This window comes from Pseudomonas sp. AMR01 (assembly GCF_041946035.1).
Classification (GTDB): Bacteria; Pseudomonadota; Gammaproteobacteria; order Pseudomonadales; family Pseudomonadaceae; genus Aquipseudomonas; species Aquipseudomonas antarctica_B.
Window position 1 is genome coordinate 1 of record NZ_JAUTYR010000001.1, and the last position, 22,937, is coordinate 22,937.

15 protein-coding genes and 4 pseudogenes are annotated in these 22,937 nt (G+C 60.7%); 5 read left to right on the forward strand and 14 right to left on the reverse strand.

Translation table 11 applies throughout. The features are described 5' to 3' along the window. Window positions 1-603: 603 nt before the first annotated feature. The 14 genes from Q7C20_RS00005 to Q7C20_RS00070 all read right to left on the reverse strand — a co-directional run bounded on the left by Q7C20_RS00005 (window position 604) and on the right by Q7C20_RS00070 (window position 18,127). Window positions 604-2,019 (reverse strand): efflux transporter outer membrane subunit, encoded by a 1,416-nt coding sequence (locus Q7C20_RS00005; RefSeq protein ID WP_375064229.1) that lies wholly within the window; start codon window positions 2,017-2,019, stop codon window positions 604-606. Then, window positions 2,016-5,195, reverse strand: a complete 3,180-nt coding sequence (locus Q7C20_RS00010) for an efflux RND transporter permease subunit (RefSeq protein ID WP_348056458.1) — start codon at window positions 5,193-5,195, stop codon at window positions 2,016-2,018. The genes Q7C20_RS00005 and Q7C20_RS00010 overlap by 4 nt, the downstream gene beginning before the upstream one ends. Window positions 5,196-5,210: 15 nt before the next feature. Continuing rightward, complete coding sequence (mexE, locus tag Q7C20_RS00015; protein ID WP_375064231.1) at window positions 5,211-6,452, reverse strand: multidrug efflux RND transporter periplasmic adaptor subunit MexE; 1,242 nt, start codon at window positions 6,450-6,452, stop codon at window positions 5,211-5,213. Window positions 6,453-6,660: 208 nt separating this feature from the next. Next, window positions 6,661-7,992 carry a TolC family outer membrane protein gene (locus tag Q7C20_RS00020; protein ID WP_375064233.1) on the reverse strand — a complete coding sequence of 444 codons (1,332 nt, stop codon included), beginning with the start codon at window positions 7,990-7,992 and terminating at the stop codon, window positions 6,661-6,663. 23 nt (window positions 7,993-8,015) lie between these two features. Then, the gene (locus tag Q7C20_RS00025) at window positions 8,016-9,533 is read right to left on the reverse strand and encodes a DHA2 family efflux MFS transporter permease subunit (protein WP_375064235.1); all 1,518 of its coding nucleotides are present in this window, start codon (window positions 9,531-9,533) and stop codon (window positions 8,016-8,018) included. Further along, the gene (locus tag Q7C20_RS00030; RefSeq protein WP_375064237.1) at window positions 9,530-10,597 is read right to left on the reverse strand and encodes an HlyD family secretion protein; all 1,068 of its coding nucleotides are present in this window, start codon (window positions 10,595-10,597) and stop codon (window positions 9,530-9,532) included. The genes Q7C20_RS00025 and Q7C20_RS00030 overlap by 4 nt, the downstream gene beginning before the upstream one ends. Before the next feature lie 40 nt (window positions 10,598-10,637). Further along, a complete protein-coding gene (locus tag Q7C20_RS00035; RefSeq protein WP_375064239.1) occupies window positions 10,638-11,444 on the reverse strand; it encodes a DUF3050 domain-containing protein in 807 nt (268 codons plus the stop codon). Window positions 11,445-11,504: 60 nt separating this feature from the next. Then, window positions 11,505-12,455 (reverse strand): fatty acid desaturase family protein, encoded by a 951-nt coding sequence (locus Q7C20_RS00040; RefSeq protein ID WP_375064241.1) that lies wholly within the window; start codon window positions 12,453-12,455, stop codon window positions 11,505-11,507. Between the two features lie 10 nt (window positions 12,456-12,465). Continuing rightward, complete coding sequence (locus tag Q7C20_RS00045; protein ID WP_375064242.1) at window positions 12,466-13,293, reverse strand: SDR family NAD(P)-dependent oxidoreductase; 828 nt, start codon at window positions 13,291-13,293, stop codon at window positions 12,466-12,468. Beyond that, window positions 13,290-14,432 (reverse strand): acyl-CoA dehydrogenase, encoded by a 1,143-nt coding sequence (locus Q7C20_RS00050; RefSeq protein ID WP_375064244.1) that lies wholly within the window; start codon window positions 14,430-14,432, stop codon window positions 13,290-13,292. Before Q7C20_RS00050 ends, Q7C20_RS00045 begins: the two co-directional genes overlap by 4 nt. A 3-nt stretch (window positions 14,433-14,435) precedes the next feature. Next, on the reverse strand, window positions 14,436-14,879 hold the full coding sequence (locus tag Q7C20_RS00055; RefSeq protein ID WP_348056440.1) for an SRPBCC family protein: 444 nt from the start codon (window positions 14,877-14,879) through the stop codon (window positions 14,436-14,438). Window positions 14,880-14,893: 14 nt separating this feature from the next. Continuing rightward, window positions 14,894-16,153 carry an aspartate aminotransferase family protein gene (locus tag Q7C20_RS00060; protein WP_375064246.1) on the reverse strand — a complete coding sequence of 420 codons (1,260 nt, stop codon included), beginning with the start codon at window positions 16,151-16,153 and terminating at the stop codon, window positions 14,894-14,896. Further along, complete coding sequence (locus Q7C20_RS00065; protein ID WP_375064248.1) at window positions 16,150-17,214, reverse strand: SDR family oxidoreductase; 1,065 nt, start codon at window positions 17,212-17,214, stop codon at window positions 16,150-16,152. The genes Q7C20_RS00060 and Q7C20_RS00065 overlap by 4 nt, the downstream gene beginning before the upstream one ends. 184 nt (window positions 17,215-17,398) lie before the next feature. Continuing rightward, entirely contained in the window at window positions 17,399-18,127 is a 729-nt protein-coding gene (locus tag Q7C20_RS00070; protein ID WP_348056437.1) for an AraC family transcriptional regulator, read from the reverse strand. 189 nt (window positions 18,128-18,316) lie between these two features. On the opposite strand from Q7C20_RS00070, the pseudogene Q7C20_RS00075 reads away from it, so the two are divergent. From Q7C20_RS00075 to Q7C20_RS00095, 5 genes and pseudogenes are all read left to right on the forward strand, one after another. Beyond that, a pseudogene (locus Q7C20_RS00075) lies at window positions 18,317-18,496 on the forward strand (LysR family transcriptional regulator); the annotation flags it as partial. A 56-nt stretch (window positions 18,497-18,552) separates the two neighbouring features. Next, window positions 18,553-19,056 (forward strand): annotated as a pseudogene (locus tag Q7C20_RS00080) (aldo/keto reductase); the annotation flags it as partial. A 342-nt stretch (window positions 19,057-19,398) separates the two neighbouring features. After that, window positions 19,399-21,423 (forward strand): methyl-accepting chemotaxis protein, encoded by a 2,025-nt coding sequence (locus Q7C20_RS00085; protein ID WP_375064251.1) that lies wholly within the window; start codon window positions 19,399-19,401, stop codon window positions 21,421-21,423. A 263-nt stretch (window positions 21,424-21,686) separates the two neighbouring features. Then, window positions 21,687-22,370, forward strand: a pseudogene (locus Q7C20_RS00090) (PAS domain-containing protein); the annotation flags it as partial. A gap of 105 nt (window positions 22,371-22,475) precedes the next feature. Then, a pseudogene (locus Q7C20_RS00095) lies at window positions 22,476-22,910 on the forward strand (methyl-accepting chemotaxis protein); the annotation flags it as partial. Between the last annotated feature and the right edge of the window lie 27 nt (window positions 22,911-22,937).

The window sequence follows — 22,937 nt, forward strand, 5'->3', positions numbered from 1 at the left end:
CACCGCATTCGCGAGCAAGCCCGCTCCCACAGTTTTGACCGAGTAAGACTTCAATACCTCCACACACTGTTGAGCTTTTCTGTGGGAGCTGGCTTGCCTGCGATGCAGACGCCTCGGTACTTCAAGCAAACCCAGTTGACGCCATCGCAGGCAAGCCAGCTCCCACACTTGACTGCTTTTGATCCACACCACTCAGGTCGGCTGTCAGGCCGCCGTGCTTTAGATTTTGATCTTGATCTGAGGCGCCCCGTTAACCACGCTGGCCGAACGCAGGCTTTGGAGCGTGGGTAACCCGGCAGGACGCCGGGTTAGCCGCACTGGGCCAAGGATGGCCCATTGCGGCGGCCCACGGTCCAAAGCCGGAGTGAGGGCACACCGAGCCATAGCGAGGTGCCGAGTGGTGGGGCAAGAGCCCTTTTGGTTACTTTTGGTGCTCTTTTCCAAAAGTGACCCGCCGTAAGGGCGGAACCCATATCAGCCGTAACCGCAGCAACGGATATGCCCCCAGCAAACCAACACACAAGCCAAAAAAAAGCCCCGTGACCGAATGGATCACGGGGCTAAAAATTGGCTGGATGCGACCAACCAAAGGAGCTCTTTACATCACTTGCTGCTAGCCACCACCGTGTCCGGCTGCCAGCCACCACCCAACGCTTTGTAGATGGCCACAATCCCGCGATACAGATCCACTTCCGCCTGAGCCTGTGAGTCCTCGGCCGCCAGACGCTCACGTTGGGCATCCAGCAACACCAGGAAGTCCACCGTCCCTTCGCGATAACGAATCGCCGCCAGGTCAGCCGCCGCGCGGCTGGACTCACTTTGACGAATCAGCGAGACCAAGCGCTGCTGGCGTTTGCCGTAATCACTGAAGGCATTCTCTGATTCTTCCAGTGCCAGCAACACTTGCTGCTCATAGGTCGCCAGCGCGCCGTCAGCCTCGGCATTCGCGCCGCGCAACCGCGCACGCACGCTGCCCAGGTCGAACGCAGCCCAGGTAATGCTCGGGCCGAGGGACCAGGCATTCGCCGCTGCCGAACCAATCTGCGAACCCCGCCCGGCGGTAAAGCCGAGGAAGCCGCTGAGGCTCACCCGTGGGAACAGGTCGGCCTTGGCCACGCCGATACGCGCGGTGGCGGCGGCGAGTTTGCGTTCGGCACTGAGAATGTCCGGGCGACGTTGCAGCAGTTGCCCCGGGTCGCCAATCGGCAGCGCCTTGGCAATCGCCGGCAGGGCTTTGGGGCTCAGGTCCACGCTCAGCTTGTCGGGGCGCTGGCCGAGGAGGGTGGCGATGCGGTTACGCTCGCGCACTTGCTCGGCTTGCAGTTGCGGCACGCTGGCTTCAACCGCCGCCAAACGTGCGTCGGCACGTTCCACGTCGAGCTGATCACCCACGCCGGCATCGCGCAGGCTTTCGGTGATGGTGCGCGATTCCTGCTGGTTCTTCAGGTTGTCCAGGGCAATGCGTTCGCGCAATTGAGCGCCGCGCAGTTGACCGTAGGCGTCCACCAGCTCGGCAATCATGCTGACTTGCAGTTGGTACAGGTCGGCTTCGGCTACTTGTTGGTCAGCGTCGCTGGCCTCCAGGTTGCGGCGGATACGGCCAAACAAGTCGACTTCCCAGGCCATGTCCAGGCCCAGATCGTAGCGTTCACTGTTGACGCGCCGGGTGGTCTGGCCGGGAATCTGGCCTTTGCCCACATCGCTGCTGACCCGGCTGGTGACCACCGGCATGATGTCGTTGGCCGCGTCATCACGGATGGCGCGTGCCGCCCGCAGACGGGCAAACGCCACACGCAGGTCACGGTTACCGTCCAACGACTGGGTCACCAGTTGGTCGAGGGTCGGGTCGTCGAACTGCTGCCACCAGATGCCTTCGTACTTGGCGTGGTCATAGCTTTTGGTGTCGGCGGCGGCCGTGATATTGGCCGCCTCCAGTTTCTCGGTTTTGTAGTCCGGGCCTACGGCACAGGCGGCGAGCGCCAGTACCAGCAGGCTCGGCAGAAAGACTTTCACGCTCATTGCTGTGTCTCCAGCTTCAAGGCCTTGGCCGCTTTGCGCGCTTCCTGGCGCTCCACATAGCGACGGATCAGTACGTAGAACACTGGCGTCAGCAACAGACCGAAGAAGGTCACCCCGATCATCCCGGAGAACACCGCCACGCCCATGGCATGACGCATCTCGGCACCGGCACCGCTGGACAACACCAGTGGCACCACACCCATGATGAAGGCGAACGAGGTCATCAGGATCGGCCGCAGACGCAGGCGGCAGGCTTCGAGTACCGCAGCGAGCGGGTCCATGCCTTCCTGCTGTTTATCCTTGGCAAACTCGACGATCAGAATCGCGTTCTTACACGCCAGGCCCACCAGTACGATCAAGCCGATCTGGGTAAAGATGTTGTTGTCGCCGCCCGAGATAATCACCCCGGTAATGGCCGACAGCAGCGTCATCGGTACGATCAGGATCACCGCCAGCGGCAGGCTCCAGCTTTCGTATTGGGCGGCCAGTACCAGGAACGCCAGCAGTACGCAGAGCGGGAACACAAACAGTGCGGTGTTACCCGAGAGGATTTGCTGATAGGTCAGGTCGGTCCACTCGTAGGTCATGCCGTTGGGCAGTTCGTCTTTCAGCAGTTTTTCAATCGCGACCTGCGCCTGGCCAGAGCTGTAGCCCGGCGCGGCGTTGCCGTTGATTTCTGCGGTGATAAAGCCGTTGTAGTGCATCACGCGGTCCGGGCCCGAGGTGTCGCTGACCTTGATAAAGGTCGCCAGCGGGATCATCTCGCCTTTGTTGTTGCGCACTTTCAGTTGGCCGATCTGATCGGAGTCCTGGCGGAACTGTTGCTCAGCCTGCACGTTGACCTGGTAGGTACGCCCGAAGCGGTTGAAGTCGTTGGCATACAACGAACCCAGGTAGACCTGCAGCGTGTCGAAGATGTCGCTGATTGCCACGCCGTGGGTCTTGGCCTTTTCGCGGTCGATGGCGGCATCGACTTGCGGCACGTTGACCGTGTAGCTGGTGAACAGGCCGAACAGTTCAGGCACACCGTGGCTCTTGGCGATGATGTTCTGCACTTCTTTATACAGCTCGTCATAGCCGAGGTTGCCACGGTCTTCGATCTGCAGGCGGAACCCGCCAATCGTACCCAGGCCCTGTACCGGCGGCGGCGGGAAGATCGCCATGTAGGCTTCTTCAATGTTGGCGTATTGGCCATTCAACGCTCCGGCAATCGCGCCGGCCGACATGCTCGCGTCTTTACGCTCATCGAAGGGCTTCAAGGTCACAAACACAATGCCGCTGTTCGGGCTGTTGGTGAAACCGTTGATCGACAGGCCAGGGAATGCAATCGCGGCTTCTACGCCGGGCTGTTTCAGGGCGATCTCCGACATGCGCTTCATCACGCTTTCGGTGCGATCCAGGCTTGCAGCGTCGGGCAGTTGGGCGAACGCCACCAGGTATTGCTTGTCCTGGGCCGGCACGAAACCGGTCGGGGTGTGGGCGAACCCGAAGAAGGTCAGCACCATCAGGCCGGCGTACACGAACAGGGCGATCCCACTGCCGCGAATTACCCGGCGAACGGTCCCCACGTAGCCATGGCTGGCCTTTTCGAAAAAGCGGTTGAAGGGACGGAACAGCCAGCCGCCGAAGATCTTGTCGAGGAACTTCGAGAAGCGATCCTTCGGCGCGTCGTGACCGCGCAGCAACACGGCGGCCAGGGCAGGGGACAGGGTCAGCGAGTTAAACGCCGAGATCACCGTGGAGATCGCAATGGTCAAGGCAAACTGTTTGTAGAACTGCCCGGTCAAGCCACTGATAAAGGCAGCTGGAATGAACACCGCACACAGCACCAGCGCCGTGGCGATGATCGGGCCGGTCACTTCACTCATGGCTTTTTCAGTGGCCGGGAACGGCTCCAGGCCCAGCTCGATATTGCGCTCGACGTTCTCCACCACCACGATGGCGTCATCCACCACGATGCCGATGGCCAGTACCAATCCGAACAACGACAAGGCATTGAGCGAGAACCCGAACAGGTGCATCACCGCAAATGTACCGATCAACGATACCGGCACCGCCACCAACGGAATGATCGAGGCGCGCCAGGTCTGGAGGAACAGAATCACCACCAGCACCACGAGGATCAGTGCTTCGAACAGCGTGTGCACGACCGCTTCGATAGAGCCGCGTACAAAGATCGTCGGGTCATAGGCGATGCGGTAATCCATGCCTGCCGGAAAGCTCTTTTTCAGCTCGGCCATCTTGCTGCGCACATCGTTGGAGATGTCGATGGCATTGGAACCGGGGCGCTGGAAAATCGGAATCGCGACAGCGGGCTGGTTATCGATCAGCGAGCGCAGCGCGTATTGGCTGGACCCCAGTTCGACCCGGGCGATGTCCTTGAGGCGAGTGATTTCACCGTTGTCGCCGGCACGAATCACAATGTTCTCGAACTCTTCCTCGGTAACCAGGCGGCCCTGAGTATTCACCGACAACTGGAAGCTGGTGTCTGTCGGTGAAGGCTGGGCGCCCAGTGCACCGGCTGCCACCTGACGGTTTTGCTCGCGGATAGCGCTGACCACATCGGTCGCGGTCAGGTTGCGTGAGGCCGTCTTGTTCGGGTCGAGCCATACGCGCAGGGAGTAGTCGCCCATGCCGAACAACTGCACGTCGCCCACGCCGCCCAGGCGCGCCAGCTCATCTTTGATATTGAGGATCGCGTAGTTGGACAGGTAAAGCATGTCGTAACGCTGATCCGGGGAGGTCAAGTGAACCACCATGGTCAGGTCTGGCGAGGCCTTGTCCACGGTAATACCGATGCGCGTGACTTCCTCAGGCAGTTTTGGCTGAGTACGCGTCACCCGGTTTTGCACTTGCACCTGCGCGTTGTCCAGGTCGGTGCCCAGGGCGAAGGTGATGGTCAGGGTCAGCTTGCCGTCGGCGGTCGACTGCGAGGACATGTACAGCATGTTCTCGACGCCAGTGATCGCCTGCTCCAGGGGAGCGGCCACGGTTTCACCGATGACTTTAGGGTTGGCGCCCGGGAAGTTGGCACGTACCACAACCGTTGGCGGCACCACTTCCGGGTATTCGCTGATCGGCAATTGGAACAGCGAGATTGCGCCGGCGATCAGGATCAACAGCGACAGCACCGCTGCGAAGATCGGCCGCGAAATGAAGAACTTGGAAAAATTCATCTTGAGTTGTATCCCTTAACCGCGTGGGGCCGCGACGGCTGCGAGCTTGGACGCGGTTTTTTCCGGCGCCACTTGCTCCAGGTTGCTGGCTTCAAGCGCTTGTCGTTGTTGTGCCAGGGCGGCGAGGGTTTCCTTGCTGGCCATCGGGATGGTTTCCGGCGCAACCGGTGACCCCGGGCGGGCGCGTTGCAGGCCCTTGACGATAATGGTGTCGTCCTTGTTCAGGCCGCTGCGCACGATGCGCAAGCCTTCGAGCTTCGGCCCCAGTTCGACCGCGCGATAAGCCGGCTTGTCGCCGTCCATCACCAGCACGAACTTCTTGCCCAGGTCGGTGCCGACTGCTTCGTCGTTGATCAGCACGGCGGAGTAGGTGCCGCTGCCGACCAGCTTCAGGCGTGCATACAGGCCAGGGGTGTATTCGCCCTTGCTGTTATCAAACACGGCGCGACCGCGAATGGTGCCGGTGGCCGGGTTGACCTGGTTGTCGACGAAGTTCATCTGGCCCAGGTGCGGGTTGCCGGTTTCGTTGGACAGGCCCAGGTACACCGGGGTCGTCGCGCCACGACGGCCTTCACGTGCCAGTTGGGTGTACTTGAGGTACACGCGCTCATCGGCGTCGAAGTAGGCGTAAACCTTGTCAGTCGACACCACGCTGGTCAGCGCGGTGGTGTCGGCGGTCACCAGGTTGCCGGCGGTGATTTCGGCACGGCTGACGCGGCCGCTGATCGGCGAGGTCACGCGGGTGAAGCTCAGGTTGAGTTTGGCCAGGTCGAGTTGCGCCTGGATGCCGGCGACAGCGGCGCGGGCTTCCTGGGCGGCGGTGGTGCGCGAGTCGGCCAGTTCGGCGGAGATCGCGTTGCTCTGACGCAGACGGTCGCCGCGTTGTGCTTCGTTGTCACTGCGGCTGGCGGCGGCTTTGGTTTGTGCGAGCTGGGCTTCAAGGCGACGCACTTCAGCCTGGAACGGACGCGGGTCAATCTGGAACAGCAAGTCGCCTTTTTTTACCAAGGCGCCTTCGGTGAACGCGACCTGATCGATCTGGCCCGACACGCGCGGACGAATCTGCACGGTTTCCGGGGCTTCGAGGCGACCGGTGAATTCATCCCACTCATTGACCGGTTGTTCAAGCACCTTGGCCACGCTGACTTTTGCAGGGGGCATGGCGGCCGCTTGTTCCGGGCTCTTGCCGCATGCGCTCATCACCACCACGGCCAAAATCGCCAGGGGGAAGCGCAAATGTTTGAGTGACTGTTCCATGAGGTGCATCCGCCAATGTATTGAGATGGGCGGATCATGCGCGGCGAGGTGCTATGTCACGAATCGAATGAACCAAAGGTAACTATCATTCGGAATGATATAAGCGGCAGATAAGCACCCCACAATGGGGGTTTCGTTAGGGAGCTATCAATGGCCTTGATGACAAAAGACTGTTGCGCGGGCTGCAAGAGACACCGCGCAGGTTTTATCAATTCAGCAGGCGGCTGACTTCCTGCAGCCGCAGGTCGTTGAGGTTTCCGGTAGACGCCAACAGGTTCAGTTGCGCCAGCAGAATCGCATAGCGCTGCTGAGCCAAACGTTGCCGGGTGTCGGCGACCTTCTGCTGGGCGTCCAGCACATCGGTATTAATCCGCGAACCGGCCTCGAAGCCGTGGGTCACCGAGGTGAGGTTGACCTGGCTGGATTTCAGCGCCTGTTTGAGGGCCTCGAATTGGCTGATGCCGCTGGTGACCTGCAGGTACGCCTGGCGGGCCATCAAGCCGGCGCTGCGGCGCGCGTCTTCCAGTTCATCCAACGCCTTGGTCTGCAACGCATGCGCCTCACGCACGCGGCTGCTGGTGCGGCCACCGCCGTAAAGCGGCACGCTCAATTTGACCCCCACCACGGTCTGGGTATAGCGGTTTTCCGGCAGCGTGACGTCGTAGACATCACCGCCTACCGAGGCGAAGCGACCATGGGCGGCGATCAGGTCCAGGGTGGGCAAGTGGCCGGCCTGTTCCTTGTCGATGTCCATTTCTGCCAGGCGTTGGGCAATTTGCGCCTGTTGCACGGCGAGGTTGCCCTGTTGCGCCGTGGTCGCCCAGTCGCCGATGGCGGCGGGCACCGGGGCGCTGAACGGCGGCTCTTTGCCTGACCACGGGCGCGCCTGGGCGGCGGTCAGTTGAGTCAGCGTTTCGGTGGCGATGTCCAGTGCACCACGGGCGGCAATCTGTTCGGCAAACGCCTGGTCATATTTGGCCTGTATCTGTTCCAGCGCATTCGCGGTGGTGGCGCCGTCGGCCAGCAAGCGGCGGCTGCGGTCCTGGTTTTCGAGCAGGGTCTGCAACTGTTGCGTGCGGGTGTTCAACAGTTCCTGATTGAGCAGCACGTCAAAGTAGGCGCGGGCCACGCGCAGCATCAAGTCCTGGCGCGCCTGTTCGGTCTGCACCTCGCTGGCGCTGATCAACAGTTTGCTCTGGTCATGGGCGATCACGTTCTGCCAGCGCAGCAGCGGTTGGGTGAGGACCACGGCGTAGGCATTGGTGTTATTGCGGTTGCGGCGGATATCGTTGGACTCGTCGGAATCGACCCAGGCCGCGCCGCCCGTGACGGACAGGTCCGGCAGCAGGTTGGCGCGGCTTTGCGGTTCCTTTTCTGCCGTGGCCAGTTGTTGCGCCTGAGCGGCGGCGAACTTCATGTCATGGGTCAGCGCCTTCTGGTACAGCTGGTAAAGGTCGTCCGCCCAAGCCTGTGCCGGCAGGCAGAACAGGGCCAGCCAGAGCAGGGAAGGGTGTTGGAATTTCAGCCCTGAAATACGCAAGGGGGTGTGCTCCACTGAAAAAATTATCGGCTGAGGGTGCTTCTGCGCATCATCAGCACCATGGGAATACCGATGGCCATGACCGCGCCCAACGTGCCGAACAGCATGCTGAAGGCGAGCATTTGCGCTTGTTCACGCGCTTGCAGGTAAGGCATCAAGGCCAGGGCTTGTTGATGGCTGGCAAGGCCCAGGGAGAGAAACAGCGGGTTGGATTCCACGCCCCCCCAGCCGCTGGCAATCAAGCTCGATTCGGTGACGTGTTCCGAGAGCAGGCGATAGCGCTCCCACGAGAACCGCGTGAGCAGGGTGGCGGCGATTGCAATGCCGACGCTGCCGCCCAATTGGCGCATCAGGTTCAACACGCCCGAGGCGCCGGAGATCAACGTCAGCGGCAAGCGGCGCATGGCCAGGTTGGTCAGCGGCACAAAGATCATGCCCAGGCCCAGGCCACGAATCACCAGCGGCCAGTAAAGCGAGTCGGGGTTGCTGTCGAGGGTGAACTGGGTGTGCAGGAACATCGCATAGCAGTACATGACGATGCCGAGGGTGACGAAAACACGCTCGTCGATCTTGTTTTCCTGGGACAGTTTGCCGATGACCAGGGTGCTGATGGCGCTCGCCACCGCGCCGGGGAAAATCACCAGCCCGCTTTGGTAAGCGCTTTGCGCCAGCAGTGTCTGCAAGAACAACGGCACCATGAACAGCGTGCTGTACAGCCCGAACCCCACGCAAAACGCGCAGATACACCCCATCAGGAACTCGCGGTTCTGAAACAGCGCGACGTTGACGATCGGGTTGGCGACACGTCGCTCCCACCAGAAGAACCCGACCAAACTGAAACTGCTCAGCAGCAGGCAGGCGACCGTCCAGTTGGACTCCATCCAGTCCCAATGCTCGCCACGTTCCAGCAGGATCTGCAGGCTGCCGACCCCCAGCGCCAGCAGGCAGAAGCCGCTGTAGTCAACGCTGGTGGGTTTGCTTTCGTTGGGCGAATCGCTGATGCACAGCCAGCTGAGCATCAGCGCCACAGCGCCGATCGGCAGGTTGATCAGGAAGATCCAGTGCCACGACAGGGTGTCGATCAGGTAACCACCGACAGTCGGCCCCAGGGTTGGCCCCATCATCACGCCCACGCCGTACAAGGCCATGCCGCTGCTGACTTTTTCCTTGGGGAACACGTCGTAGATGATCGCCTGGGAAATCCCCAGCAACCCGCCGCCCGCCAGGCCTTGCAGCACGCGAAAGGCTACCAGTTGCCACAGTTCGGTCGACATTGCGCACCCCAGTGACGCCAGCACGAATACGGCGGTGGAGACCAGGTAATACGTGCGCCGGCCGAACCACGCCGACAGCCAGCCGCTGACCGGCAGGATCACCACGTTGGCGACCACGTAGCCGGTGGACACCCACGAAATCTCATCGACCGAGGCGCCGTAAGTGCCCATCAAGCTGGGAATGGCGACGTTGACGATGGTCACGTCGAGCAACTCCATCATCGACACCAGCGTCACGGTGAACGCAATCAGGTACGGCGACCTCATAGCGTCTGGCTGCCGTGCTGTTGTGTGGCGACTTCGACGAACGCGCTCATGCCTGGGCTCAATAACGCCTTGTAGTCATCCGGCACGTCCTTGAGGGCGATGCGCACCTGCACGCGCTGCACCACCTTGGTGAAATTACCGGTGGCGTTCTCCTGCGGCAGCAAGGAAAACTTCGCCCCGGTGGCCGGTGCCAGGCTTTCGACGACTCCGTTGAAGGCATGCTCGGGAAACGCATCCACGGTGACTTTGGCGGCTTGACCGACGCGCACGCGCCCGACCTGGGTTTCCTTGAAGTTGGCGGTGATCCACAGCGGGTCAGTGGCGATCAGGCTCAACAGCTTTTGGCCGGCGACCACGAACTGGCCAGGCTCCACCTCTTTTTTCGAGACGATACTGCGCACGGGCGCGGTCTGGCGGGCGTCGCGCAGTTTGATTTTGGCCTGTTCCAGTTCGGCTTGGGCCGCCGCGATGCGATAGTCCTGCACCTTCAGCTCGGCCTTGCCTGCCAGGGTACTTTGCGCTGCGGCCTGGGTGTTGCTGCGCGCAGCTTCCTGGGCATGGCTGAGCGCCTCGAAATGCGCCTTGGCCACTTCCAGGTCCTGGGTGCTCAACACACCCTGGGCGGCCAGGCGACGCGCGCGCTGGTAGTCGTTGCGTGCCTGCTCAAGGTTCGCGCTCGATTGCGCCAGAGCCGCCTGCGCCGCCTGGCGCATGGCTATCGCGCCGAGGATCTGGCTGTCCAGCGCACCCGGGCTGCCACTGCGCCCTGCGGCGGAGAGCAACGCTTGCCATTGCGCCTCACGCTGCTCTACCTGGTACTGATATTCGCTGTCGCGAATCTGGTACAACAGGTCGCCGCTTTCCACCGTGGTGTTGTCCATCACCGGCACGCTCATCACCACGCCGGACAACTTGGCCCGCACCGGAATGATCACCCCGTCGAGCTCCGCGTTATCGGTGCTCACGTAGGCGCTTGAGTACTGCCAGCGCTGCCAGCCGAGCAACAACAGCCCCCCGACCACGACGCCGCACAGTGTCAGTTTTATAAGCTTGCCTTTGGTCATGTTCCGGTTCCTGTGTTTGCGCGTCACTGTTCAAGCGGTTTCAGAAGCTGTGTTCAACCTGGCGCACAGGGCGCTGCGCAGTGCGTCGGGCTTTTTCCAGGAGAAACTGATTCACGCCGTCCCACAGGTCGATGCGCGAATTGATCGCGGTTTTGGCGCTCTCGACCATGTGCTGGTGTTGCTCGGGGGTGGTGACGATTTCGGCGATGATGCGTTTGGCCGCCGGGCCGTGTTCGTCGCCATCCATTTCGATGTGGCGCTTGAGGTAATAGGTGAGCATCGGCACCTCGGTTTCGCTGACCGACCATTGCGCGAGCAGGCGACCGAACATGTCGGGGATGATGTCTTCACGGCCAAAGAAGAAGTACGCGAGCACCGCCTCGGTGGAGCCGTGCTGCGCGATGTCGAGGGTCTGGCACATGAACACTTTGGCGGCCAGCGGAATCTCGCCGTCGTTGAGGGCTTTGGCCAACGGCACCCTGGCCTGGATGGCCGCGAGGAAGCGGCGGAACACGCTGCTGTCGGCGCCGATTTCATCCATGGCGATGAGGTACAGGTCCAGGTGGCTGATAAAACCGCCGTCGGGGTGTTCGTCGGTCTCTTCACCCACCACGATTTCATTGATCAGGCGTGCGGCGGTGATGTGCACCGGCGGCACCCAGGGCAACTCCACGCAGGTGAGGTCGCGCTGGATACGCTTGAGCAGCGTCATGAAGTCCCACACGGCAAACACGTGAAACTCCATCAGCGTGCGCACGTCTTCGACGGTACGGATATTGGCGAACAGCGGGTGGCTGAAGAGTTGTTCGCGTTCGACTTCGATGTGGCTATCAATATCAAATGACATAGGTGCTCCTGCGGCCTGAAACGTCAGGCGGGAAATCCATAGGGAAATTAGGCGGTGAGGTCAGTCGTTTACCGTGTCTCCACGGTAGGGGTGGCTGCCGGTGGCGTACTTGAAAGACGCGACGAAGCGCCTTTCCAGCAGGTAGTGCTTGTCGGCGTACCATCCCGAATCCAGCAGTTGACGGTGCACGCGCGGCAGTCGCCAGCACGGCACGGCCGGGTAAAAATGGTGTTCCAGGTGAAAGTTCGAGCCAGCGTGCAGCCAGGTACTCAGGCGCGAGGTGCGTGAGCGCGCAGGCGGCTGCTGCGGGCCGGCACTGAACGCGTGTTCCTGATACGCGTTGACCGCCGACAGCAGAAACGCGACCGCCAGCGTCAGGCCAAACCCCAACAGCAAACCGTCGACCCACACCATGGCGAGCGTGTAGAGGCCGAGCCAGCCGAGCTGGCACGCCAGGTTGCAGCGCGCCAGCCGCTGAACGTGCGCCGCGCTCAAGGGCAACGGCGAGGGTTCGTTCTGCGGCCCGAACGCCAGGCGCAGCGTGGCGTGCAGGTAATTCGACGTGGCCGCCAAACGCGACACGGCAATGCGGCTCGCCAGGCTGCGATAGCGTGAAAAGTGCCGGTAGTCCGGGTCCTTCGGGCTGTTGTTGAAGCGATGGTGCTGCCAGTGATCGACGAAGTAGCCCGTCACACAGAACCCCGGCAGCAGCGAACTGGTGAGAATGCCCAGGTAGCAGCTGCGCATCGGGTTTGCGCTCAGGTTGAAGTGAAAGCCTTCATGCCCAAGGATCGCTTGCAGAAACAAGCCATAGCCCGCCAACACCAGCAGCGGCGCGCTCAGCAGCACCCAGCCGGTGGAGGCGTTGTTGGCCACCCACACAAACAACGCGAGCGGCAGCACGTAGAGGCTCAAGGCGTAACCGATGACCAGCAGGGACTCGCCCGGCCGGGCCTTGAACAGGGCACGGTCGAGGCGAACCTGCGGCTTGGAGTGGAGTTGACTGGCCATTGGCGGCGCGTTACTCGATCAGTTCAGGTTTGAGCGCCAAGTGCCCGCCACGGGTCAACGTGCGCAGGCGCAGAGCGATGAATGCATCGACCACACTCGGCAGGCTGCGCGCGGTGTACATCGCCAGCGTGCCCATGAAGGTCAACCCACGGTTGCGCAGGCCGTCTTTCTGGCAGGCGCGCACCAGGCCGTCAGAGGCGGCGTCGAGTTTTTCTTCCAGGCACAGCAGGGTCTTGTCACCCCACATGAACGTCACCAGACGCTTGACCGACAGGCCAACCCGCTGGGCCGGCAAATGAATCGCGGTGTCGATAAAACCGGGGTACACCGTGACCACGTCGAGCTGCCCGCGGTACTGCATGCGCAGCACGTCGGAATACGCGCTCAGCGCGCGTTTGCTGGCGGCATAGGCGGCCACATACGGTGCATTCACCAGCGCAAACAGCGACGACACGTTGACTACCTTGCCGCGCTTGCGCAGCAACCCCGGCAAGAACCCGGAGACCAGTTGCCACGGCGCAAACAGGTTCACGTCAACCGCCCGCGTGACCTCATCGGTCACCCCGGTTTCACCGCGTTCCAGGGTCAAGGTGCCGGCGTTGTTGATCAGGATGTCGATGTCGCCGAAGTCGGTGCTGATGGCGCCAATCACCTCTGCCAGGGCGCGGCGGTCGCCCAGGTCAACCTGGTAAAACGCATCCAGCAGCTCAGGCGTTTGCGGCGCCAGAATGTCCAGGCCGATCACCGTGGCGCCCTGGCTCTTGAGCTTGCTGGCGGCAGCATGGCCCAGGCCGCGCGCGGAGCCGGTGATAACGATGATTTTTCCAGGCAGGTTCATGGGTGCGCTCCGGCGATGCTGAAGGTTGAGTGGGACAAATAGGTGTCGAGGTTGCTGGCCATGGAGATCTTCGCCGGCGGGTGAAATTGCAGGCCACGGACGGCCATCACCCAGTTCGAACTTTGGTTGCCGGCAATAAACGCCATTCCGCCGAGCATGGCGTGGGCCTGGTCGGAGAGCTGGGTGAGCAGTTGCTCGATGCCGTAGCGCACCAGCAACAGGCGGGCGAGCACGTTTGGCAGGTCGTTGGGGTTACGCTCGATGTCCAGCGCTGCGCCTTCCAGAGCGCTGATTGCCAATTGCAGGTTGGCCGCCAGGTCGACGCGGTGATGGGCGGTCCAGCGTGCGGCGTCGGTCACGGATTCGATCAGGCCGGCGCAGGCACCTACATAGGACGCGCAGATCAACAGCTCGAACCAGATGAAACCCACGGTTTGCACATCGCCCAACAGGTGTTTGTAGCCGGCGGAAAACAGCATGCGCTCGGGCACAAACACTTCATTGAGGCGCACCTCGATGCTTTCGGCGGCGGCCAGCGCGCTGTTCTGCCAGAACGGCAAGCGGGTGATGCCCGCAGCGTTGGCGGGAATCAACGCGACCATCAGCTCTTCGCCCTCGGGCCCCTGACGGGTATAGCTGGCAGTCAGCAAGTCCATCGACTGCCCGAGGCAGCAGGGCTTCTTGCTGCCGCTGAGCAACACGCCTTCCGGGGTGTGCACTGCCTGCATGGTCGAGTCGAGAATACCGGCGCCCGAATGGCCCTCGGCAAACCCCGAGGCCAGCAGCAAGCGGTTTTGCGCGACCGCGGCCAATAACAGGCCCTCGGCGCCGCCACCGTTTTGCGTGAGTGCCAGCAGGCTGGCCACGGAAAACTGGTGCATGGTGCTGGCGACTGCCAGCGACGGCGAGCGCGCACCGAGAGCGATCTGCACATGCACCGCTTCCAGAATACTGGCGCCCAGCCCGCCGGCCGCGCGGTTAACCAGCAGGCCAACCGGGCCGTGCTTTTTGAACAGTGCGATGACTTCACTGTGGGGGCCTTCGCGGTCAGCGAAGGCAATGGCCGCCAAGCGCTCGTCAAACTCCGGGGCAACGCTGTGGAGCAGGGCGCGTGAGCGGTTTAACAATGACAGTGACATGGCTCAGGCCTTCAGGTAGCTCGCCGGAAACAGACCGGTGATGATCGAGTGAATGTTTTCGCGGATGGCCTGCTGGGCCACCGGGTCGAGCATGTCGGCGAGCATCGGCAGGCCCAGGTCAAAGCGCGATTCGAAGGTGATGATCGAGTCTTTGCCGTCGGGCAGCACTTGCCAGGTACCCGAGAAGTGGTCCACGTCGCCGGCCATTTGCTCGAAGTGGATTTCGCGGGTTTCGCGGTTGAACGTGTCGCGCTCCTGCCATTTGAGGATGCCGCTGTGGAAGTTGACTTCCCACGAGGTGAACGACACCAGGTCGCTGACCTTGTTGATCGTGATAGTGCGCACCGAGTCGCACAGCTCGACGTAGTTGCTGAAGTCGCTGATCACGGCGAAGACTTGATCAGCGCAGGCGTTGGGGATGTGTGCCTGTACATTGACGTGTTGCATGGGGCAGATTCCATTCAAAGGGTAGGGATGGAGGAGGTGAGCGCGCTGGCGAACCCCTCGATCAACCGGGTGCAGTCCTGGGCGGTCAGCAGCGGCGAAGGCGTGAGCCTGATCACTCGGTGATCATTGAGTGAGTGGCACACAATGATGTGCTGTTCGATCAAGGCCATGACCATGTTCGCGGCGATGGAGGCCTCGGTGAATTCAAAACCCAGCAGCAAGCCCGCGCTGCGAAACTTGACGCGCTCGGCCAAGCCCATTTGCGTGAGCAAGTTCGTGAAGCGGGCGTGCAGTTCCTGGCCCATCAGCCGGGCGCGTTCCACCAGGTTCTCTTGCTGCATGACTTGCAAGGTGGCCTGCACGGCCGCCATCGCCAGCGGGTTGGCGCCGAAGGTGGTGGTGTGCACCGTGGGGTTGCGATTGAACGGCGCGTAGATCGCCGCGCTGGCCACCATTGCACTGACGGGCACGCAGCCGCCGGACAGGCTTTTGCCGACCAGCATGATGTCGGGCACCACCTGCTCCCTGTCGCACGCCCACCAATGGCCGGTGCGGCCCAGGCCCGACTGGATTTCATCAAAAATCAGCACTGCGCCGTAGTCATCGCACAGTTCGCGCACGCGGGTGAGGTAACCCGCTGGCGGCACGATCACACCGGCTTCGGCCTGGATCGGTTCGAGAATCACGCAGGCTTTTTCCGGCGAGGCGCTGAGTTGCTGTTCCAGCGCAGCGCTGTCGCCGAAGGGCACAAAGTCGGTGTCGCCAAGCAGGCCGCTGAAGGGCTCGCGGTAGCTGTCGCGACCGGTGACGGAGAGTGCGCCGAGGGTCTTGCCGTGGAAGCCGCCGAGGGTCGACAGCGTGCGGTGGCAGCCGTTGAGCCGGGCGAGTTTCAAGCCGGCCTCGGTGGCTTCGGCCCCCGAATTGCAGAAAAATACATAGTCCAGGTTGCCCGGGCAGCACGTTGCCAAATCGTGTGCGGCCAGTGCTTGTTGCGGGTTGAGCAACAGCTTGCTGGACAGGGCGTTTTGTTGCAGTTGGCGCGTCACGGCTTCCACCACCACCGGGTGGCCATGGCCGAGGAAAAACACGCCGTAGCCACCCACGTCCAGGTACTCGCGGCCCTGGCTGTCATAGATGTAGACGCCCCGGCTGGACTGCTCGATCGGCAAGTTCATCAGCGCGGCGAGGCGCGCGTAGCCCGAGTTCACGTGCTGGCGAAAAAATTGATCGATCTGTTCGGCGTCGGCTGCAGGTTCGACGGGACGCCGGTTCATGCCGGGCTCGCTTCTGTTGCCGGTGGCACGGGCTGCTTGAGCATGCGGGTCAGCGCACCTAACTTGGGGGCCAGGTGGTTGAGTGACAGCAGTAATTCACGGCTCACATCCCGTGCGCTGAACGCCGGCTCGCCGAGCAGCTGCGGCAATGAGGTCGGCAGTGGTGTGCGCAGGCAGGCATAGCGGCACAGCTGGTTGGCGCGACCCAGCGCGGCCTGAATGTTGCCGGACAGCGCCGGCAGGAACACCGGGCGGATCAACCGCTCATAAATATCCGGCGCCATGCAACGTGGCCGGGTGAAGGCTTGCGCCTGGGTTTCCATCGACTGGCACATCAGGTCCAGCAGGCGGGTGAGGTCCAGGGACTGCGGGCCGCTGGTGAGGAAGTAGTCCTCGCCAATCAAGCGCTGGTGCAACGCATTGGCGATCGCCTGTGCGGCCACGTCCCGAGCGATCAGGTCGACATAACCTGCCGGCGGGCAAGGAATGATCGGCAGCACGCCGGACATCATCAGCCCCATGGTCATGTGAAAACCCTGGAAGTTGGGCATGTGCCCGCTGTCCGAATTGCCGATGATGATGGACGGGCGGAAGATCGACACGTCGATCCCGGACGAGCGCACCAGGGTTTCGGCCTGGCGCTTGGCAACTTCGTACGGCGTTTCAGCCTGCACGCCTTCGTAGTAATCGCACGGATGAGCGGAGGCTGTGCTGACGTGATAAAGCGGCACTTTGGCCTGCTGCACAAACCTCACGACGTTTTCGGTGCCGAGGTAGTTCACCGAAAAAATCTGGTCGATGTCGCCATCCATACGGGTGACTGCAGCAGCGTGGATCACCCAATCCACACGGTTTAGCAGCGCTTCGTAATCAGCGGCGGCCAACCCCAGCCGAGGGCTGCAGATATCGCCCTTGAGCACTTCAACCCCTGGGTGGCGGATGCGGCTTTTGCGCGCCAGGCACACCAGGTGAACGTCCTTGGCCAGGCAGTCGATCAGTGAATCACCGAGTACGCCTGAGCCCCCTGTGAGCAGGACGGTTAGTTTTTGCGGTTCTGACATGTAGGACGCTTCCTGCGGACTCATCGAAAGAATTAACGGTGCGTTCCGCCGAATCCCAGGCACAGATGCCCCTGGCGAACACTCTTGTATTCACTTTCAGCGGCGCTGAGGGGCTCTGTGGGGGGAGACGATCAGCACTTAACGTGTTGGCGAATAAGATGCGATCGATATTGGCGTTTTGATATCACTGCGTCTTGAATGAAACGCTTGTCTTGCGCAATACCTTGGCTGCGGTGCGGGGCGTCATGCCAATCATGCGGCGCATCATGCGGGCCAGGTGCGCCTGGTCGGAGAAGCCGCCGTCTGCGGCTGCGTCCGACAAGCTGGAACCTCCAGCGAGGGCTTTGGAAGCGCGTTCTAGTTTGTTCCAGATGATCCATTGGGACAGCGAAACGCCCATCTGGTGGGTCGCCACACAACGCAAGCGCGGGCTGGACAAGCCCACCGCATTGGCGGCGCGGCCAACTGAGCCTGGGCCGTCGCGGTCCAGGCGCAAAATGTTCAAGGCTTTATAGAGGCGTTGGTCGATGGGCGCGGAGATCGCCAGCAGGCGTGCGAGCGCTTCGACGAACTGGGGCAGGGAGGTGGTGCAGCGAAAGCATTCCAGCAGTTCATCGCTGGCCAGGGCGATGCCGTTATCCTGCAGCAGCGCATTGAGTGCGCGGCCCAGCGGGGTATCAGGGTTGATGTAGACGAAGGCCACCGCATGACAGTCAGGCACTGCACGGTGCTCGACATTCGGGCCGATAATCACGCCCGCTGCGCGAATCAACTGCCCGGGAAGCTCCAGGTTGACCGGGTGATTGACGCCAATGCACAGCTGGATCGCAACATGGGAATGGGCAGTGTTTTGATCCGCACGGCCAATGTAACCGGCCCATGAATCACCGAAGGTAACGTTGCCATCCCACATGTAAGGTCGTCCTGACTCGAAGGGTAAATGCTGCGCGTGCAGGTTAGGCCTGCACGGGTTCCGATTCAAGCACCGCGCGGCGCCTGCACCTCAAGACTGCGGGATACAGGGCTGAGTGCCGCACTGTGAGACCTTCCCATTGATGTGAGATAGGCTATCCAGCGATCGGTCTATGAATGAGGTTCATAAATGGCGCGTGAAGGTTACGCCGACTTGTTGGCATTTATTGCGGTCGCACGGGAGCGCAGCTTTACCCGCGCAGCTGCCCAGCTCGGCGTTTCGCAGTCGGCGCTGAGTCATACCATTCGCGCGCTGGAAGCCCGCCTTGGCGTGCGTTTATTGACGCGAACCACGCGCAGTGTGGCGCCGAAAGACCTGGCTGCGCATAACTGCATCAACCTGAGGCTGCCTACCCATGGAGGTGCATTCAGCGGCCGACCCTCAGCCAGCCGTTGTACAACATCGTCAATCGTATTGCCGAGGTCGAGCAATTGCCCGTCGCCGGCAATTACGGCATGGGTGTTGTGCCCTACAGCCCGCTTGCCCGTGGCGTTCTGAGCGGTAAGTACCCAGTGGATGCACCGCCGCCGGCGGATACCAGGGCGGGTCGCGGTGACAAGCGAATCCAGCAGACAGAATGGCGGCCCGAGTCTTTAAAAATTGCCCAGGCCATCGCCCGGCACGCCACCGATCGCGGCACCACTTCAGTGGCCTTTGCCATCGCCTGGGTGCTGAAGAACCCGCTGATCAGCGCGGCAATCGCAGGCCCTCGCACCGAGGCTCACTGGGACAGCTACCTGGACGCGTTAGGGCTGGAACTGGGGCCGGATGACGAAAAACTGGTCGACAGCCTGGTGGTGCCGGGGCATGCATCGACCCACGGTTTCACGGACCCGGGTTACCCGGTCGAAGGTCGCAAGGTGAGCTGAACCGATGGGCGCAGGGTATTGGGATTTAGCGGTCAGCGTTCTTGTGTAAATCGGCAGGATAGCGATCACCCACGGCATTGCGCACATGGGCCAGCTACAAGCTTGCGTAGTGGCTCCGCGACATCATTGCGCTCAAGGCGTTCCCAAGTTGTACAAATATAATTAAATGTACAACTTTTCATAAAGTTCTTAATCTCGATGCCGACAGAGTTACTGAAACTTTTTATTACATAAAAAAGTGACCAGCCGAATGAGCCAGACAGAGCCAGGCATTCGAGGAAATGGAGCGTTCTCAACCACAAACCACCTACAAAATGTCCCATTCCGGGCTGTGAGAACTCCATGAATATCCTTGCTCCTGCCGTACACATGGCTAACCGATTACGCTTCTCCACGAAATTCGCGGTGCTTGCGATCATCGTATTGATCCCTTTGGGCTTGCTCGGGACGCGTGTCCTCAATCAAATCAACGAAAGCCTTGAGGTCATTCGCTCGGAACAATTGGGCCAGCGCTATTTACTGGACGTGACGCCTGTTATGCGCATATCGATGATGCAGCGTGCGCTCACCAACCGCCTGCTCAGCGGTGATAAAACCGCTCAAGCCGATCTAGCGACCAACCAGGAGAAGTTGGAGGGCGCTTTTTCGAAACTGACCGCAACCGACCGCCAATACACCACGCAGCTGGAGACCGGTGATCGAGTGCAGCGTCTGCACGACGGTGCACAGCGTTTGATTGAGCTGGCAAAAGCCGATGCCAACCAAACCGCGATGTTCGACGGCTGGAGCGATCAGCTCAACGAGACGCTGAACTTCGTGTACTACGTATCGGCCACGTCCGGCATGGTGCTGGATGAAGATTACGCTTCGTTGTTCATGATCGACCAGAGCACCTTGAGGCTGCCACGCCAAATCAATATCGTCGGCCAATTGCGCGGGCTGGCGAGCGGGCTGCATGACGGGCAAACCTTGAGTGCGGGTGCGCGCAGCGTCATCAAGTCGATGCTCAAAAATGAGTTACTGATCCATAAAGAGCTACAGCAAAGCCTGGCACTTTTGCGCCGCAGAGAACCCGCTCTGGCCGATAGCATTCAGGCCCCGATTACCAGTGCTTTTGCCAGCCTCGACAACTTTCGCGCCGACCTCGAAGTATTGATTGGCGCGCCAACCGACATCATCAGCGGCGTGCAGAACTTGCCGGCCCAGGGCAATGCGGTGGTGGCGCAGTTGTACAAAGCCCAAGACACGCTGCAGGAAGCATTGTCGAATGCACTTGAACAACGCGTTCAGGAAAAAACCTCGGAACGGCAATTTATTCTAGGCATGTTTGTCGTTCTTGGCCTGCTGCTGGTGTATGTGTTCAGCGGCATCTACAGCGCCATGCGCCGCACGATCAACGACGTGTTGGTGGCCACCCAATTGATTGCCCAGGGCGACCTGAGCGTGCGCATTCAAGTGCGCGGTAAAGATGAAATGGCCGACGTGGGCAACGGCCTTAACCATATGGTGCAAGCCTTTGGCTCCTCGCTTGCTCAGGTCGAGCGCAGTTCCCAATCGGTCTCCGATGCAGCGCAGCGCATTGGCGTGTCGATTGATCGAGCCAAACGCTCAATGAGCAACCAGCAAAGCGAAACCGAACAAGTCGCCACAGCCATCAACGAGATGACCACCAGCGTCGCGGACGTGGCGCAAAATACCGAGGGTGCTGCCCACGCCGCCGAGCACGCCAGCCAGTCCTCCAGCGCCGGCCTGGCGAAAATGCAGGAAACCCGCGTGACTATTGAGGCTCTGGCCGACGAGGTGGAGCGCAGCGCGCAAAAGGTCTCGGCGCTGGCCCAACACAGCCAACAGATAGGTGGCGTAATAGAGGTGATCCGTAACATTGCCGATCAAACCAACTTGCTTGCGTTGAACGCCGCCATTGAAGCCGCCCGCGCCGGTGAGCAGGGTCGAGGTTTTGCGGTGGTCGCGGACGAGGTCAGAACACTGGCCTCGCGCACACAAACTTCCACCGAAGAGATCCGCCGGATTATCCAGGAGCTGCAAAGTGCAACGGGTGCTGCGGTCGAGCAAATGAAAGCGGGCAAATTGCGCGCTCAGGAATGTATCGAGTCTGCCGACCAGGCCTCCACCAGCCTGGACGCAATTAATGAGGGTGTTGAGCAAATCGTCGGCATGAACACGCAAATAGCCAGCGCGGCGGTTCAGCAGCATGCCGTCTCGGAAGATATCAACCGTAATGTGACCGAGATACGTAATGGCAGTGTTGCACTGATGGAGGGCATAGAGGACAACGCCGCAACGGCGCAAGAGCTTTCGCTGCTGGCAGGGGAACTGCGTACTGTCGTTTCGCGTTTCAAACTGTGAGGACGTGCAGGGGACGGTTTGTACGCCAGACCCGCGTCAGGTAAACCTGCTTTACTTCTTTTTATGGCGCTCTTCGGAGCACCTTTTCTCAGGTTTGCCTTACGTCCGTCGGCTTCCCTTAATGTATAGGGGAAAATGCCGATAGCCTTTCATAATCCAAGAGGCGGTTGTCCATGTTTAATACCAAGCTCAAAAGCCGACTAATTTCCCAGGAAGCGGAACTCTCGGCGCTGCGCCAATTACGCGACGGCCTTGACCGTGAAATGCTGACGCTGACTATCGATTCAACCTTTAAAATCATTTCCTGTAACGACAATTTTGCAGGGGCTTTGGGCTACACCCAGGATCGTCTTATTGGGCGCGCCATGTCGGATATTTTTCCGCACTACGTAACGAAGCTCCCTTGCTTTCATAACTTTCGCGCTGCGGTCACCTCCGGTAAATCAATCACGGACGATTACCGGTATTTGCATGCTGACGGCTCCCTGGTGTGGATCCGTGCCCATTGGCAACCTATCGCGGACGCAGGTGGCAGCCTGAGCCACATCACATGTTATGGGGCGAATATTACCTCTCGCCTGGAACAGGCTTCGGAGAACGCGTCATTCATCGATGCATTACTTCGTTCAACTGCGGTAATCGAGTTCGACCTCTCCGGGCACGTAATCAAGGCGAACGATCAGTTCCTCAAAGCGATGGGCTACAACCTGGAGCAAGCGAAAGGCAGTCATCACAGTATCTTCTGCAAGCCAGAAGAAACCGCGTCTCAACGATACAAGGACTTTTGGCTGACCCTGAAAAAGGGTGAGTTTGTCGCGGGTCGATTTGAGCGCGTTGATAGTCGCGGTCAAACCGTATGGCTGGAGGCTACTTACAACCCGGTGTATGACACTGAAGGGACGCTGTGCAAAGTGGTCAAGTTTGCCACGGTAGTGACTGACCAGGTTGCCCGGGAAAAAGAGGTCAGTGATGCAGCCCGAACAGCATTTGAAATATCCCAGCAGACCGATGTCAGTGCTCAGCACGGAGCAGTCGTTGTAAACGACACAATGCATACCATGCGCAAGATCGCCGTGGATATGCAGGCTGCCTCTGGCGGAGTCGAAGCGCTCGGCAAACAGTCACTGTTGATCAGCTCGATCATTCAGACGATCAGTAGTATTGCTCAACAAACCAACTTGTTGGCGTTGAACGCTGCGATTGAAGCTGCCCGCGCAGGCGAGCAGGGCCGAGGCTTTGCCGTAGTCGCGGATGAAGTCAGGCAATTAGCTGGGCGCACCAGCAGCGCGACGGAAGAAATTGCCTCTGTCGTCATGCAGAACCAGAAATTGGTCGATGAAACCGTGGGTGAAATGGCGAACAGTAAGTCCCAAGCGGAGCAAGGCCTTGCACTGGCTACGCAGGCAGGCGAGGTGATAGTGGAGATCCAGGATGGCGCTAAAAGGGTAGTCGACGCGGTAGGCAAATTTGCTAATCAGTTAGGTTAAACCGCGAGGGCAGGCTCACTGGCCGCC

Bases quoted from the DNA above. Each gene is read 5' to 3' on its own strand.
- Q7C20_RS00010 (WP_348056458.1), bottom strand. From the start codon at position 5,195: ATGAATTTTTCCAAGTTCTTCATTTCGCGGCCGATCTTCGCAGCGGTG.
- Q7C20_RS00050 (WP_375064244.1), bottom strand. From the start codon at position 14,432: ATGTCACTGTCATTGTTAAACCGCTCACGCGCCCTGCTCCACAGCGTT.
- Q7C20_RS00005 (WP_375064229.1), bottom strand. From the start codon at position 2,019: ATGAGCGTGAAAGTCTTTCTGCCGAGCCTGCTGGTACTGGCGCTCGCC.
- Q7C20_RS00030 (WP_375064237.1), bottom strand. From the start codon at position 10,597: ATGACCAAAGGCAAGCTTATAAAACTGACACTGTGCGGCGTCGTGGTC.
- Q7C20_RS00060 (WP_375064246.1), bottom strand. From the start codon at position 16,153: ATGAACCGGCGTCCCGTCGAACCTGCAGCCGACGCCGAACAGATCGAT.
- Q7C20_RS00085 (WP_375064251.1), top strand. From the start codon at position 19,399: ATGAATATCCTTGCTCCTGCCGTACACATGGCTAACCGATTACGCTTC.
- Q7C20_RS00035 (WP_375064239.1), bottom strand. From the start codon at position 11,444: ATGTCATTTGATATTGATAGCCACATCGAAGTCGAACGCGAACAACTC.
- Q7C20_RS00065 (WP_375064248.1), bottom strand. From the start codon at position 17,214: ATGTCAGAACCGCAAAAACTAACCGTCCTGCTCACAGGGGGCTCAGGC.
- Q7C20_RS00025 (WP_375064235.1), bottom strand. From the start codon at position 9,533: ATGAGGTCGCCGTACCTGATTGCGTTCACCGTGACGCTGGTGTCGATG.
- Q7C20_RS00045 (WP_375064242.1), bottom strand. From the start codon at position 13,293: ATGAACCTGCCTGGAAAAATCATCGTTATCACCGGCTCCGCGCGCGGC.
- Q7C20_RS00040 (WP_375064241.1), bottom strand. From the start codon at position 12,455: ATGGCCAGTCAACTCCACTCCAAGCCGCAGGTTCGCCTCGACCGTGCC.
- Q7C20_RS00055 (WP_348056440.1), bottom strand. From the start codon at position 14,879: ATGCAACACGTCAATGTACAGGCACACATCCCCAACGCCTGCGCTGAT.
- mexE (WP_375064231.1), bottom strand. From the start codon at position 6,452: ATGGAACAGTCACTCAAACATTTGCGCTTCCCCCTGGCGATTTTGGCC.
- Q7C20_RS00070 (WP_348056437.1), bottom strand. From the start codon at position 18,127: ATGTGGGATGGCAACGTTACCTTCGGTGATTCATGGGCCGGTTACATT.